13 protein-coding genes are annotated in these 13,652 nt (G+C 41.7%); 8 read left to right on the forward strand and 5 right to left on the reverse strand.

Going from position 1 to position 13,652, the window contains the following annotated elements; genetic code table 11:
• The first annotated feature begins 226 nt into the window (after positions 1-226).
• Both AABK37_RS09710 and AABK37_RS09715 read left to right on the forward strand, forming a co-directional pair.
• A complete protein-coding gene (locus tag AABK37_RS09710) occupies positions 227-796 on the forward strand; it encodes a DUF981 family protein (protein WP_432551360.1) in 570 nt (189 codons plus the stop codon).
• 83 nt (positions 797-879) lie between these two features.
• Complete coding sequence (locus AABK37_RS09715; RefSeq protein WP_432551361.1) at positions 880-1,413, forward strand: pentapeptide repeat-containing protein; 534 nt, start codon at positions 880-882, stop codon at positions 1,411-1,413.
• A 565-nt stretch (positions 1,414-1,978) separates the two neighbouring features.
• Here the strand turns inward: AABK37_RS09715 and AABK37_RS09720 are convergent.
• On the reverse strand, positions 1,979-2,230 hold the full coding sequence (locus tag AABK37_RS09720; protein ID WP_432551362.1) for a hypothetical protein: 252 nt from the start codon (positions 2,228-2,230) through the stop codon (positions 1,979-1,981).
• Positions 2,231-2,341: 111 nt separating this feature from the next.
• On the opposite strand from AABK37_RS09720, the gene chlP reads away from it, so the two are divergent.
• From chlP to AABK37_RS09735, 3 genes are all read left to right on the forward strand, one after another.
• Positions 2,342-3,598, forward strand: coding sequence for a geranylgeranyl reductase (gene chlP / locus AABK37_RS09725; protein WP_432551389.1), 1,257 nt, complete (start codon positions 2,342-2,344; stop codon positions 3,596-3,598).
• Positions 3,599-3,695: 97 nt separating this feature from the next.
• Complete coding sequence (locus AABK37_RS09730; protein ID WP_432551363.1) at positions 3,696-3,926, forward strand: hypothetical protein; 231 nt, start codon at positions 3,696-3,698, stop codon at positions 3,924-3,926.
• Positions 3,927-4,337: 411 nt separating this feature from the next.
• Positions 4,338-5,069, forward strand: a complete 732-nt coding sequence (locus AABK37_RS09735) for a choice-of-anchor K domain-containing protein (RefSeq protein WP_432551364.1) — start codon at positions 4,338-4,340, stop codon at positions 5,067-5,069.
• Positions 5,070-5,173: 104 nt separating this feature from the next.
• On the opposite strand, the gene AABK37_RS09740 is transcribed toward AABK37_RS09735, so the two are convergent.
• Positions 5,174-5,917: a response regulator transcription factor gene (locus AABK37_RS09740; RefSeq protein ID WP_432551365.1), complete on the reverse strand. Its 744-nt coding sequence runs from the start codon at positions 5,915-5,917 to the stop codon at positions 5,174-5,176.
• A gap of 135 nt (positions 5,918-6,052) precedes the next feature.
• Here AABK37_RS09740 and AABK37_RS09745 point away from each other — a divergent pair, with 135 nt between their 5' ends.
• From AABK37_RS09745 to AABK37_RS09755, 3 genes are all read left to right on the forward strand, one after another.
• Entirely contained in the window at positions 6,053-7,162 is a 1,110-nt protein-coding gene (locus AABK37_RS09745) for a YheT family hydrolase (RefSeq protein ID WP_432551366.1), read from the forward strand.
• A 101-nt stretch (positions 7,163-7,263) separates the two neighbouring features.
• Positions 7,264-7,971 (forward strand): 4'-phosphopantetheinyl transferase HetI, encoded by a 708-nt coding sequence (hetI, locus tag AABK37_RS09750; protein ID WP_432551367.1) that lies wholly within the window; start codon positions 7,264-7,266, stop codon positions 7,969-7,971.
• A gap of 258 nt (positions 7,972-8,229) precedes the next feature.
• Entirely contained in the window at positions 8,230-9,141 is a 912-nt protein-coding gene (locus AABK37_RS09755) for an SDR family oxidoreductase (protein WP_432551368.1), read from the forward strand.
• 160 nt (positions 9,142-9,301) lie between these two features.
• Here AABK37_RS09755 and AABK37_RS09760 read toward each other — a convergent pair whose 3' ends face one another.
• The 3 genes from AABK37_RS09760 to AABK37_RS09770 all read right to left on the reverse strand — a co-directional run bounded on the left by AABK37_RS09760 (position 9,302) and on the right by AABK37_RS09770 (position 13,594).
• Entirely contained in the window at positions 9,302-10,300 is a 999-nt protein-coding gene (locus AABK37_RS09760; protein WP_432551369.1) for an NAD-dependent epimerase/dehydratase family protein, read from the reverse strand.
• A gap of 97 nt (positions 10,301-10,397) precedes the next feature.
• On the reverse strand, positions 10,398-11,918 hold the full coding sequence (locus AABK37_RS09765; protein ID WP_432551370.1) for a thioester reductase domain-containing protein: 1,521 nt from the start codon (positions 11,916-11,918) through the stop codon (positions 10,398-10,400).
• A gap of 8 nt (positions 11,919-11,926) precedes the next feature.
• Positions 11,927-13,594 (reverse strand): PfaD family polyunsaturated fatty acid/polyketide biosynthesis protein, encoded by a 1,668-nt coding sequence (locus AABK37_RS09770; protein ID WP_432551371.1) that lies wholly within the window; start codon positions 13,592-13,594, stop codon positions 11,927-11,929.
• Between the last annotated feature and the right edge of the window lie 58 nt (positions 13,595-13,652).

Below are 13,652 nucleotides of genomic sequence, written 5' to 3' on the forward strand. Positions count from 1 at the left end.
AAATTTTAAGTAGTTACAATGAAAAATCAAACCAGTGGTCTAGTCAAAGATATGCCATTGGATAGATGCGGTAAACAATGAATTCACTAAAGTATTAAAAAGACGGGTTAGTGAAGCATTTTTAGATGAGTTGAAAATAAATTTAAGAAGCGATATTGTACTTTGAGTTAGTTTGAGTTTGTTCGCTTCTATTTGAGCAACCCGGAACCAGAGCAAGAGGTGAATTGTGTTTATCGATTACATCACGCTAATGCTGATCAACATGGTAGCCGGGTTGTTTTTACTGGCTTACTATCTGTATGAGGGGATAGATAACCCTCGTCAAAAGCAGTGGATTCCGGGTTTTGGAATTGTGGGTGCGATCGCTCTTGTGACTGGTTTGCACATGATCTTGACTTGGCCCGTAATTAGTAGCTTTAATATTGCTTTTGGGGAAACTACCGTTTTATTTGGTGCGTTGTTCATGGCAACGGCGATCGCTCTTTCTCAAGGATGGGAGTTACTGACAATAGCGATTTATGCTTTTTTCGTTGGTTTAGTGGCGATCGTCATCGGTTCGCGCATTATCAGCTTGGGGCTAACAAAACAACCACTGATATCAGGCATCGGCTTTATTTTAACAGGGTTGGGCGGCATCTGTGCCGCGCCAACACTCTATTGGAAAAATCGAACTTGGCGATTAATTGGTGTAGCTGTGCTAATACTAGCCGGTTTGATTTGGGGATTTATTGGCTATAACGCTTATTGGATTCATCTAGAAGGTTTCCAGAAATGGGTTCCCACACCAATGCGTTAATTGAATAACTATCGCAGGGTAGGGGTGTTTCTGATTAATTTGTGGCTTAATTGATATAGCAGAAGCCTTACGGAGAAAAGCCGATGAAAGCCGAACAACTTCTGGCAAAATATGCCGCAGGTGAAAGAGATTTTACAGAAGTAAATCTGAGTGAAGCTTCTTTGCAAGGAGTGGATCTTAGTGGGGCAATTTTAGATAGAGCCATACTTGATGGTGCGAATTTGAGTCAGGCTAATTTGCGCTCTTGCAGTTTAACTCAAGCAGACTTGAATGGGGCAAATTTAACGAATGCCGATTTAAGTGAAGCTAACTTGAGTGGAGCAATTTTGGATGGGGCAATTTTAGAGGGAGCAATTTTTAACAACGCTAACCTTAGTCAATCTGAATTGACTGTAGCCAAGATGATTGAGGCAAATTTAAGCGACGCAGATTTGAGCGAGGCAAATCTGAGCGCGGCAAATCTCGATCAAGCTGATTTGACAGGAGCTGATTTAGCTGTTGCAGATTTGAGTCAAGCAAATTTGAGTCAAGCCGATTTGAACCAAGCAAACTTGAATGGGGCAAACTTGGAAGGAGCAAATCTGGAAGGAACTATCTTTGATGAAAATCAAAAGTGATGAAATTTGATATTCAGTAGTATTACGGTGGCGTTCAGGTAAATATGCATTAGAGCAAGTGGCAATTCTCAGGTGGATATACAGCTATTTCCGCCTTGCTGAATATTAATATAAAATTCCTAATTTATCGAGCGAGACGTTTTGACGGAACGTCTCTACTTTGCGCTTGAAAGCCAATACGGTTCGGTTAAAAATTATTGGTAAAAATCCCACACCCCCCGTACAGACCTTATATCATGTCCATTTAATTGCCCGTAATCAAATATTTTTGTAATCAGGACTTCAGTCTTGATCTCATCTTCACAGAGGTTATTGGTGGTAAATAATTTTAATCTTATCCAAAGCGTATGTGAAGGCGGCTTACATATTTGCTTCAAACACTTGTCAAAATTTTGACCATTGTTTATATTGAGCCAGTGTAAGAATTTTGACTGGTTAGGAGAAATACTGTGGTTGAAGCCGCAACAAAATTAATGTTAGCTTTTATGATGCTTTTCGGTGGTGGTCATCATGGACACAACAAACACCAAAACAAAGCGCCGGACAAGCAACCAGAGACTGTAAGTCAAACTTGGGCTACTAAAAATAACCAAAAAGCATCCGTAGCTGTACCGGAACCACCAAATGCCGGAATAATATTTGCTGGCGCGGGTATATCAGTGATACTACTGAGAAAGTGCCAAAAGCAGAAAATGAGGAATTGGTAATTGGGCATGGGGCATTGGGAATTGGGCATTGGTAATTGGGCATGGGGCATTGGGAATTGGGCATTGGTAATTGGTAATTGTCCCCCTTGTCTCCCTGCCCCCTGCCCCATTCCCCATTCCCAATTCCCAACTTTGGCTTTTGTAGCGAAAAATTAAGGAATGTTGCATTTCACGCTTTTGCGTCAGCCAAAGAGACAAAAGAGCCAAAAGTACGTGGTAGTATGCTTTCGGTAAATGTCAAGATTGGGAGAAGACCTTTGACACTACGGGTTGCTGTTGTTGGGTCAGGTCCAGCTGGTTCTTGTGCCGCCGAAACTTTGGCGAAAGCTGGAATTGAAACTTACCTATTTGAGCGCAAGCTAGACAATGCCAAGCCTTGCGGTGGTGCAATTCCCCTGTGCATGGTAAGTGAATTTGATTTGCCTCCGGAGATTATCGATCGCCGAGTGCGGAAAATGAAAATGATTTCGCCCTCGAACCGTGAGGTTGATATCAATCTAGTAAATGATGATGAATATATAGGAATGTGCCGGCGCGAAGTGCTGGATGGCTTCTTGCGGAATCGTGCGGCAAAACTCGGCGCAAATTTAATTAATGCCACTGTTCATAAACTCGATTTTCCCACAAACAATACAGACCCGTATACCATCCATTACGTTGACCATACGGAAAGCGGCGCACAGGGTATTGCGAAAACCCTAAAAGTTGATTTAATTATTGGCGCAGATGGAGCAAATTCCCGCATAGCCAAAGAGATGGATGCTGGGGATTATAATTATGCGATCGCTTTCCAAGAGCGCATTCGTCTACCTCAAGACAAAATGGCATATTACAACGACCTCGCCGAAATGTACGTTGGCGATGACGTTTCTACCGACTTTTATGCCTGGGTTTTCCCCAAATACGACCACGTAGCCGTCGGTACCGGCACAATGCAGGTTAACAAAGCCAGCATCAAACAACTACAAGCTGGTATCCGTGCCCGCGCTGCCCGAAAACTCGCCGGCGGTCAAATTATCAAAGTCGAAGCACACCCGATTCCCGAACATCCCCGTCCCCGTCGCGTTGTCGGTCGCATCGCTTTAGTAGGTGATGCTGCTGGTTACGTTACCAAGTCCTCTGGTGAAGGCATTTACTTTGCCGCTAAATCCGGGCGGATGTGTGCGGAAACGATTGTAGAAATGTCTAACGGCGGTGTTCGTATTCCCACGGAAGCAGACCTTAAGGTTTACTTGAAGCGTTGGGATAAAAAATACGGACTCACCTACAAAGTGTTGGACATCCTGCAAAATGTCTTTTATCGTTCCGATGCTACCCGCGAAGCATTTGTAGAAATGTGCGGTGACATGGATGTGCAACGGCTAACTTTTGATAGCTATCTGTATAAAACGGTTGTTCCGGCAAACCCGATCGTTCAACTGAAAATTACCGCAAAGACTATTGCTAGTCTACTTCGCGGTAACGCCCTCGCGCCCTAAGGGGAGTGGGGGAGTGGGGCATTGGGCATCGGGCATGGGGCATTGGGCATAGGGCATAGGGCATGGGGCATGGGGCATGGGGCATTGGGCATAGGGCATGGGGCATGGGGCATGGGGATTTAAAGAGGGGGAAAGGGAAAAGGGAAAAGCGGAAAATCTGAGCGGAGGTTTCCTCCGATCAGACTTTTTCAAGACAGGGAAAAGGGAAAAAAAAGAATTATTACCAATGCCCATTGCCCAATGCCCATTGCCCAATGCCCATTGCCCAATGCCCATTAAACAATTGCCCATTGCCCGATTCAATGTGTATTTTTCTCTGACGGAATAAGTAATCGCCACTAGAAATTACCAATTTTTTGTTATTATAAAAACACAGGGTTAAATACGTAGAGACTATATGAGTATGCTTGCTAATAAGCAAGATACTTGTATCAAGTGATTATTTTGTGAAAAACTGAGCAGTCTACCGACCAATATTTTCAGTAGTTCTTCATCAGAGCAGTCTACTAAGCATCTACAAATCAATTTAGACTAATACAGGCATCAAACTACTGAAAATTTCCAGCCAAGAGCATCAAAAGCTGTTTAGAAAATAAACTCTTTTGAGAAGAAATTACGAATTGAATATAAAGATTTCATGAAAATGACAATAATAGGTTGGCATGTGTTCCGTGTATTTACTACTGTGGACGGGTCGCCTACTTGAGACGAACTCCTGGATAGGAGTTGTAGCCTAACTATGAAACTAAGTTCAGTTTTTGTTACTACTTTGTCTGCTTTAACTGTTACTGCTTTAACAGCGCTTGGTTTCTCCAGTCAAGCTCAAGCTCTAACTTTTTCAGGTGAATCGAGTGGTGTGTGGGGAAAACCTACTCCAGGAAGCATGAATACCAAACCCATCTATTCAGGTGTGGGAAGTAATTCATTTAGCTGGGGAGATGCTGATGATTTTGGCACGGGTCAAAATCAACTTATCTTTAGTGGAGATTCATTTTCTAGTGAAATGGGATCTTTATTTAAGATAGGTGATTTGACTTACTTTAATGGATCGGTAACACCAGGTACAAGCGTTGATTTTGTACCTTTAAATCTCCATGTATCATTTGGCGATCGCATTAATGTTAGTGAAGTTTTTAACTTCGACTTTCATCTAAAAAATACACCCAACGATTCACCAGATCCTGCCGATAACGCAGATTTTGTTTATGTGGGTAAAAACTTTGGCAATCGCAATTTTACCTTTGCTGACAAGAAATATACACTCTCGCTAACTGGCTTTAGAGAAAAGGGAAGCACTACTGATGTCAGCGAGTTTCGAGTTCTTGAAGGAGAAAAAACCACAGCAGCTATTTTTGCTAAAATCACTCTTGTTCCACCAGATTCAAAAACGATTCCCGAACCTGGGACTGTTGCTGGTTTGTCCCTCTTAGGCATCTACCTGATTTCCTGCCGGAAATCCGCAAATGGCTGAATTTTTCGGAAAATTGAATACATAAAGCAAGATTGGCACTCTCTGAATTTTTTCAGTCTGAGAGTGCCAATTTATGTCTTAAACTGACCCAATTGAGAGTTATTTTACTCGACTACTGAAGTGGAAGCACTCTCAGTGGATGGAGGAACGCTGGGTAACTCAAGGCAGTATCCCGCACCATATACCGTCTTGATGTAGCGCGGATGGCGGGGGTCTGGTTCTAGCTTGGTTCTCAGATGGCGGATATGCACTCGAATCGTTTCAATGTCATCATCTGGATCGTAGCCCCAGACTTCCCGAAGGATTTCGCTAGGAGAAACTGTCTGTCCGTGACGTTGCAATAAACAGTGAAGTAACTCAAATTCCAAGTGAGTCAGTTTCACAGTTTCATGGAACCATATCGCCTCAAATCTTTCCGGAACGAGGGTCAACGGTCCATAATTGAGAATTTCGCTGTGCTTGGCAGCTTGGGGAATGCGGTCAGTACGGCGCAATAATGCTCGTACCCGCGCCAGCATTTCTTCTACTTCAAACGGCTTGGTGAGGTAGTCATCCGCGCCGGCATTGAAGCCTTCTACTTTATCTTGAGTCTGGCTTAAAGCCGTCAACATCAACACGGGAATTTCAGAGGTGCGATCGTCCCGTCGCAGGCGTTGGCAAACGGTAAATCCATCTACTCTGGGCAACATCAGATCGAGCATGATCAAGTCTGGTTGCAGCTGGAGAGCGAGCGCCTGACCTTTGATGCCGTCTTCAGCTTGGCTGACATCGTAGCCAGCCATTTCCAAGTTGACGGCTACAAGTTCGGAAATCGCTGGGTCATCGTCTATGACAAGAATCCTCGGCATTCGTAAAAATTTACTACTACTAGTTAAGGATAATTAAGAATCTTTGGGAGATACAAAGATTGCTTTACTGATTATAAAAAAGATTTTAAATCTAAAATAAACATTAAGACTAAAGTACATTAAAATCTATATATTATGTGTTACGCTGCTTACAATCCGCCTCGATTTTTGCGAAACGGTGTCCAAATGACTATATATGCCGCTTTGTGGGGCAAACGTTATTGGGATACTACTCCACATCCCGAGCCACCTTATGAAGAAAAAATATTTACAGGTGGGCAAGGTGTACCAATTTATGGCTTGGTTGCTATACCAAAAAATGCTCATAGCACGATTGTCGGTACTTACGGCATTACAGGCGAGTTAGAAAAAGAATGGATTTTGAGAGTGCTGGGACGCAAAGCATACGCTCAAGGATACGCGATAGTGTTGTTTGATTGGCGGGCACACGGCAAAACCGCAGAATTATCGCCGACTTTGACCAGCGATGGTTTGTATGAGGGGGAAGATTTTGTTCGCATAGCGGCAGCTGCTAAGGCTATGGGATGCCCTGGAAAGTTTTGGTTTACAGGATATTCTTTAGGAGGACAATTGGCGTTATGGGCGCTCAAAGCCGCTGTAGAATTAACTAGAGGAAATAATATAGGAATAACAGAAAGTGAGATTGGCGGTGGTGCGGTAATTTGTCCGAGTTTGGATTCTTTGCGATCGCTTACTTATTTAGTTAGACAACCCGTTGGTAAATATTTTGAAGCTGGTATCGCCCGCAATTTAAAAAAACTCGCATGGCGAATCCACGATCTGCATCCGGGAACCCTAGACCCCGCAGCGATTAAACGCGCTAACAGCATTTGGGGTTTTGATGAAGAACTGGTAATTCCGCGATTGGGTTTTCCTACCGTCGAAGCTTATTACAAAGCAAGCAGCGCTTTACAACTGCTGCCAAAGTTAGAAAAACCAACTTTGATTATATACGCCCAGGATGACCCATTTTTTCATCCAGCGATCGTCCCAGAATTAGAAGCCGCTTGTGAGGAGAATCCGGTGATAGATTTGTTACTTACCCCTTACGGCGGTCATATAGGCTATTTGAGCAGCAAAGAAGGACAGCGGCAAGCAAAAGACCCAGACCCGTGGTGGGCTTGGAATCGGATTTTAGAATGGCTGGGGGAGAGGAGTGGGAGAGGGGGAGATGGGGAGAGGGGGAGAGGGGGGGACAAGGAGATGGGGGGGATGAGGAGATGAGGGGGACAAGGAGGACAAAGAGGACAAGGAGGACAACTAACAACTATCCACTATCCACTAACAACTAACAATTATCCACTATCCACTAACAACCAACTCTTGTGACAAATGACCAATGGCTAAAAGCACCGACAGATTTAAGTTTGTCGGTGGATGATGTTCATGTGTGGCGAGTTGAGCTTTCGCGATCGCAATTACAATTGCAAGAATTGGCAGAAACTTTATCCAGTGATGAACTTTGTCGAGCGGAGCGGTTTTATTTTGAACAGCATCGGCAGCATTTCATCGCTGGTCGTGGTATTCTGCGAACTATATTGGGTCGCTATTTGGGTGTTGAACCGCAAACGCTGCGATTTGATTATGAAGCTCGTGGCAAACCGATTTTAGGTGATAAATTTGCTACTAGTGGGCTGTCGTTTAACTTGTCTCATTCGCAGGGGTTAGCGCTGTATGGAGTTTGCAGGCATTTGATTGGTGTAGATTTAGAATGTATACGTGAAAATACTGAAGTAGAAGCTTTGGCAAAGAGGTTTTTTACAAAAAGAGAATATGAGGTAGTGCGATCGCTTCCTCCCAACCAACAGCAACAAGTCTTTTTTCGTTACTGGACTTGCAAAGAAGCTTATTTAAAAGCAACTGGTGCCGGATTATCTCAATTAGAGCAAGTAGAGATTTTGCTCACACCAACACAACCAGCCAGTTTACAATCTGAAGACTGGAGTTTAACAGAATTGATACCTGCTAATAATTATCTTGCTGCTGTTGCGGTTGCTGGGCAAAACTTGCATTTGCAATGTTGGCAATATTGATTTAGACATTTGTATTAAATGACCTGTAGCGACCTGCAAGACTAATTGCCTCAACCTACTCTTACCAAGATTTTGATCGCCAGGATTATTGGTAAACTAATGACCTGTATAAAGTGGATTAAGTAGAAAAAGTCTGTTTAATAAAGAGTTAGACCGCAGGTAGATGCGATTGGAAACAGAAGTGATTATTGTAAATAGAATTTGCAATTTTTAAGTTCATTAGACCGCAGCAACATGTCGAATTAAGAGGAGTGAGACATGAATATTTTCCTTACAGGAGCAACCGGATATATCGGTTCAATTGTTGCCCAAAGACTCAAAGAAACAGGTCACAATGTTTTTGGTTTGGCAAGAAGTGAAGCGTCTGCACAAAAGCTTAAAGAGCTAGGGATAGAGTCAGTTTTAGGAACTTTACAAGACAGAGAAAAACTTATTGAAGCTGCACGCAAAGCAGATGCAGTGATTCATACCGCATTTATTCATGACTACAGTGATTTTGCTGGTGCAGTAAAAACAGAAAGAGATGTGATAGCTGCATTCACAGAAGCTCTAGCAAATTCAGGAAAAGCATTCATTGCGACATCGGGAACGGGTTTGCTTGGAGATACGGGAGATCGCGTCATTGATGATGAGGAAAGTTTTGAGTTTCAAGGAGAGTTAGCAGGCAGAGCTGCTGCTGAACAAGATATAGTTAATGCCTCACAGCAAAATATCCGTAGCGTTGCGTTACGTCTACCAATTTTCATCTACGGACGTGGTGGAAGCCAGTTTATTCCCTTCCTCATTAAGGATGCCAATCAAACAGGTGTCGCTCGGTACATTGAACCGGGAAACTTCAAATACTCAGTTGTTCATGTCGATGATGCAGCAGAACTTTATATTCAAGCTTTGCAAAATGGAAAAGCGGGTTCTGTTTATCATGCTGTTTCTGAGTCAGGGATTACCAGCAAAGCTATAACCGAGGCAGTTGCACGAATGCTTGGATGTAAAGTTGGCTCTATGTCAAAAGAAGAAGCCATTCAAGCTTGGGGAATAGCGGTAGCTACTTTCTTTTCACTCAACAACCAAATTTCCTGTTCAAAAGCTGAAAAAGAGCTTGGCTGGAAACCATTTGTAAAGACTACTATGCTTGAAGACATTGAACATGGTTCGTATAAAACGGTCTTTTAAGAAGCTAGATTTAACCAAAGCCCTCTATCAATGTTTATTAGTATCTTGTCAATACGTCAGTCCTAACCACATTAACTCTTAAGAAACATATTTTTATTTCTAACCCTACAAAATGTGTTTCTTAAGAGTTAACATTCACTTTATAACCAAGCTATTATTACTAAATTAATTTTTTCATATCTGTTTTTTCCAACCATTGCCGGACACGTTCCATCCCTTCTTCTAAAGAAACATTCGGCGTAAAACCTAACTGATTCTTTGCTTTTTCAATCGAATAAGCATAACGTCGAGTTAAAAAATCGATAGATTCCGGCAAAATATCAACTTCTTGACCTAACATTTTTTGTTGCAAACATTGCAGCTTAATTAAAAACTTAACAACAGATGCAGGAAGAGAGAAAGGTTTAGGTAAATTTGCAACTTTAGCTAAACGAGTAGCATATTCTTTCCAAGTAGTTTCTTGCCCATCAGTGATATTAAAAGCTTCTCCGTAAGCTTCTTTTTCGATAGCGAGAAAAATTGCATCAATCAAGTTATCTATATATACATGATTCATGACTCCGCTTCCACCGTTGGGTAGAAAAAACTTTCTTTGATGCATCAGTGAAAGCGGACGAATTACCCAAGAGTGGCTTCCCGGTCCATAGACATCTGCGGGTCGAATAATAATTACGCCAAAATCGGGCGAATTTAGTTTTAAGAGTTCTTTTTCGGCTTCGATTTTAGTCTGACAGTAAGGATTATTATCACCGTAAAAGGGTCCTGATTCTGTCACTTTGTTGGGATAGTTAAAGCCATATACCATGACGCTGGAAGTGTGAATAAAGATTTTTGCCCCAGCGTTTTTGGCAGCGTTAGCCATATTTAAGCTTCCACCAACATTTACCTGGCGAAATTCTTCTAATGCGCCTCCTTCTTTCACCAGGGCGGCTGTATGCAGTACAATATCAACGCCTTGGCAAGCGTGTGAGGCTGCAATTGGATCGGTGATGCTACCGATAGCGACTTCTGCACCGAGGTTTTGGGCTAGTTTTGCCTTAGCTAGGGAGTGTTGGAGTCCGCGAACATGCATATTGCGAGCGATCGCTAACTCGGTAGCACGCAAGCCAATAAATCCCCCAATTCCGGTTATCAGTAAAGTTTTGTTTTCAAGGTTCATAAATTTCTTTTGTGTTTTTGTGAAATGCAATGTAATAAGCGCTTCAGCGCTTGTTTTAAAAGCACTGAAGTGCTTACTACTAGATATAACCCCTTATTTAGTCAGCCAGATTTAAGAAACCGCTTTCAATTAAATAAGCGGTATAAGTCATAAACAATTTTGAGTCAATTGGCGCACAAACAACCCCACTTCCTGCTAATGCATTCAGGGTATCCTCACAACTGATTTCAGGTCTTCTTGCTTTCAAATACAAATCGGGAATTGTCAATTGTTCTTCAGACCTACGCTCAAGCAAAAAGGGTCGCAGGGTGTATAAAGGATTTTCGGCAGAAGTCACATTGTTAATTAATTTCTCTTGCCAAGCATCGTAAGAAATCACATCAACTGGATAACCAAACGAGCGCACCCAATCAACTAAAACAGTTAAAGGAACAGGTTGAGGATGTTGCAAGTGAAAAGCTTTACCTATCGATTCTTTTTGTCTAGATAGATGAACAATAGCTTTACTTACATAGTCTACAGGAGACATATCCAACATATAATCTACTTCGGGAAAACTTCCCATTTGCAGACAGCCTTTTGCCATCAAACAGATAAAATCGTGTGTGTTGGAAACACCTGTTTGGCTGTGTCCGGCTATTAATGGGGGTCTGTGGATAGTAATTGGGAGTCCGCGATCGCCTGCAATTTTAACTAACTTTTCTGCAACCCATTTTGTTTGAGAATAACCAAGATGAATACCTTCCCAATGCTCAAATTCATCGTCTTCTTTGACAACTTTACCAGCATAAGCATTAGATTCAAAAACAGCCACACTGGAAACATAATGTACAGGTTTAACTTTGATTTGACATGCTAATTTCAAAATTTCCTGAGTTCCCAGAACATTGGCTGCTTTCAGTGCTGAATAGGGATAAACATAATTCAACAAAGCAGCACTATGATAAATAGTGTCAATGTTTGTCGCCAACATTTGAAATTGTTCAGCACCAATTCCTAACAATGGCTCAGACAAATCGCCAACAACAGGAATGATTCTGGAATTAAATTTATCATCCCAAAGTGCATACTGTCGGAGATTTTTTATTAGTTTATTTTTACCTTCCTCTACATTGGCAGCACGTACCAAGCAATAGATAGTAGCTTGGGTTTGCTGTAGCAATTCTTCGATTAAGAAAGCTCCGAGAAAACCAGTTCCACCAGTTAGAAAAATTCGTTCTGGTTCAAGTACAGGCTGAAAAGATAGTGTGACAGGACGGATGCTAGAATCGAGAACAGCTTCAGCTTTCAAATCTACAATAGGGGTTGTATTTTTGATAACCGAATTTGACTCACCGATAACTTTTGTATCTTCTGATTCTTCAGCTAAACGCTGTGAAAGTGATTCGATATTGGGATAATGCCAGAGTAGAACAGGAGACGGTTGAAAACCAAGTAAATCTTCCAATCTACTGACAATCATCATTGCCTGTGCTGAACTCAAACCGTAGTTTTCCAAGTTTTCTTGGATATCTATCTCATCAATTTCGACTTTGAGCAATTCAGCAATATTTGACACTAAAAAACTTTGGATATCTTCAGCACTATGAGGCTGATTTGCAGTATTTGATAAGCTCATTTACACACCTAAAACTTAGAAACTTCCGGACGATATTGACTGTAAAAATCTGCTACTTGCAATCCTTGAATCTTCAGATTTTGTATGCGATATAAAAATGCGGCTCCTGTCATGATGTGATCAGCTACATCAACGACTCGGCGATTTTCTGGCTCAGACAAATAGGAACCGCGCACCCAGTCATTAAAGCTACCCATCGCTGGACCGCACCAAATTTGATAATCGACTTCTCGACCTTTTTCACCAGAACTAGACCAACGCGAAGATAAGCCTAAATACCAGCGAAAAATTAGAGCCATTTTTAACTTAGGATTATTGACTGCTTTCGCCAATTTTTCCGGATTCTTTTGCGATAAATAAGCAGCAGTTCCTTCCCATACTTCAGCTATAGTTTTGCGGAAAACTTGTTTTTCTAATTTCTCTCTTTCCGCAAGAGGAATTTCTTCAACCGAGTTATAACTTCTATATAACTCATATAATTTCTGCGCTCTCATCGGGAAGAGAGTTGCTCTTTTGAGAACTTGAAGTTTTACCCCCATTTCAAACATATCTGCTGCTGGTGCCATAATCACATCAGCCATTTCTGCTTGAGCTAGCAATTTCTTAGTATGTTCGCAAGCTCCAGATTCAATACACGACTGATTAATTGAACCAGTAACTACAAAAGCAGCACCCATCATAAAGGCAGCTAACGCTGATTCTGGGGTGGCAATTCCTCCAGCTACACCAACTCTAATCGGTTTTTCGTATTGATATTGTTCTTGAATTTCATCTCTCAAGGCAATAATTGAAGGTAACATACAAACTAGGGGACGATTGTCTGTATGACCACCAGAATCGGCTTCGGCAATAATATCATCAGCCATTGGAACTTTGGCTGCTAAATTAGCCTGTAATTCAGTAATTAATCCTTGTTGAAGTAGTTCTTTGATAATTTTTGTTGGTGCTGGTTGCAGAAATTTGCTAGCAACTTCTCGGCGCGAAATTTTCGCAAGGACTTTGTTTTTAATTTCGATTTCATTTGCTGCATTCAAACTTAATCCAGCAACCCGATAATAAACAATGTTGAGAGTTAAGTCTAAAAATGCCGAAGCTTCTACAGTTTTTACGCCATATTTAAGGTATAAATCTACTGCACGACGTTCAATAGTAGGTTCGTTGGGACTGTGAATTAAATTAAAAGCGTAGGGACCATAAGGTAAAGCTTCTTGAATGCGTTTAATAGCTACTTCCAGACGTTCTGGACTTAATCCACCTGCACCAAAGGAACTCAAAATTTTTGCTTTTCCTAGTGCAATCACCATTTCTTCGGAAGCAATACCCCCAGCCATTGCACCAGTCGCATAGGCATATTTAACATTATGAGAAGATAGAAAAGTGGGATCGCCTAAGTTTTGAATTGAAATTGGTGGAACAGCCATCAGTAGTTCTACTGTTCCTGGTTTACCGCTATGTTCGTTAGGACAAGAATAACCTTCGTTAGTGACACCGATTCTGCCTTCAACTCTTACGATATAAGTAGGTTTATCTATAGCCAAAAGTTTTTCTTTGATACCTTGGCGGTCAAAAGATACACAATCTAAGGAACATTTCCAAAGCTGATTTTGGTTGTAAGATGAGGCAGAAAAACGAAGCCCATCATTATATTTACTCGATAATGTATCTACAGTTTTCAATGTGGTTAACCCTCGAATTGTAAGTAATAAATGGGTAATGGGGTAGAGACGTTCCGCC

The organism is Tolypothrix sp. VBCCA 56010, from assembly GCF_050875635.1.
Lineage (GTDB): Bacteria > Cyanobacteriota > Cyanobacteriia > Cyanobacteriales > Nostocaceae > Hassallia.

Excerpts from the sequence above, each read along its gene's own strand:
- AABK37_RS09715 (WP_432551361.1), top strand. The coding sequence starts at position 880 with ATGAAAGCCGAACAACTTCTGGCAAAATATGCCGCAGGTGAAAGAGAT.
- AABK37_RS09720 (WP_432551362.1), bottom strand. The coding sequence starts at position 2,230 with ATGGGGCAGGGGGCAGGGAGACAAGGGGGACAATTACCAATTACCAAT.
- chlP (WP_432551389.1), top strand. The coding sequence starts at position 2,342 with ATGCTTTCGGTAAATGTCAAGATTGGGAGAAGACCTTTGACACTACGG.
- AABK37_RS09730 (WP_432551363.1), top strand. The coding sequence starts at position 3,696 with ATGGGGCATGGGGCATGGGGATTTAAAGAGGGGGAAAGGGAAAAGGGA.
- AABK37_RS09735 (WP_432551364.1), top strand. The coding sequence starts at position 4,338 with ATGAAACTAAGTTCAGTTTTTGTTACTACTTTGTCTGCTTTAACTGTT.
- AABK37_RS09740 (WP_432551365.1), bottom strand. The coding sequence starts at position 5,917 with ATGCCGAGGATTCTTGTCATAGACGATGACCCAGCGATTTCCGAACTT.
- AABK37_RS09745 (WP_432551366.1), top strand. The coding sequence starts at position 6,053 with ATGTGTTACGCTGCTTACAATCCGCCTCGATTTTTGCGAAACGGTGTC.
- AABK37_RS09755 (WP_432551368.1), top strand. The coding sequence starts at position 8,230 with ATGAATATTTTCCTTACAGGAGCAACCGGATATATCGGTTCAATTGTT.
- AABK37_RS09760 (WP_432551369.1), bottom strand. The coding sequence starts at position 10,300 with ATGAACCTTGAAAACAAAACTTTACTGATAACCGGAATTGGGGGATTT.
- AABK37_RS09765 (WP_432551370.1), bottom strand. The coding sequence starts at position 11,918 with ATGAGCTTATCAAATACTGCAAATCAGCCTCATAGTGCTGAAGATATC.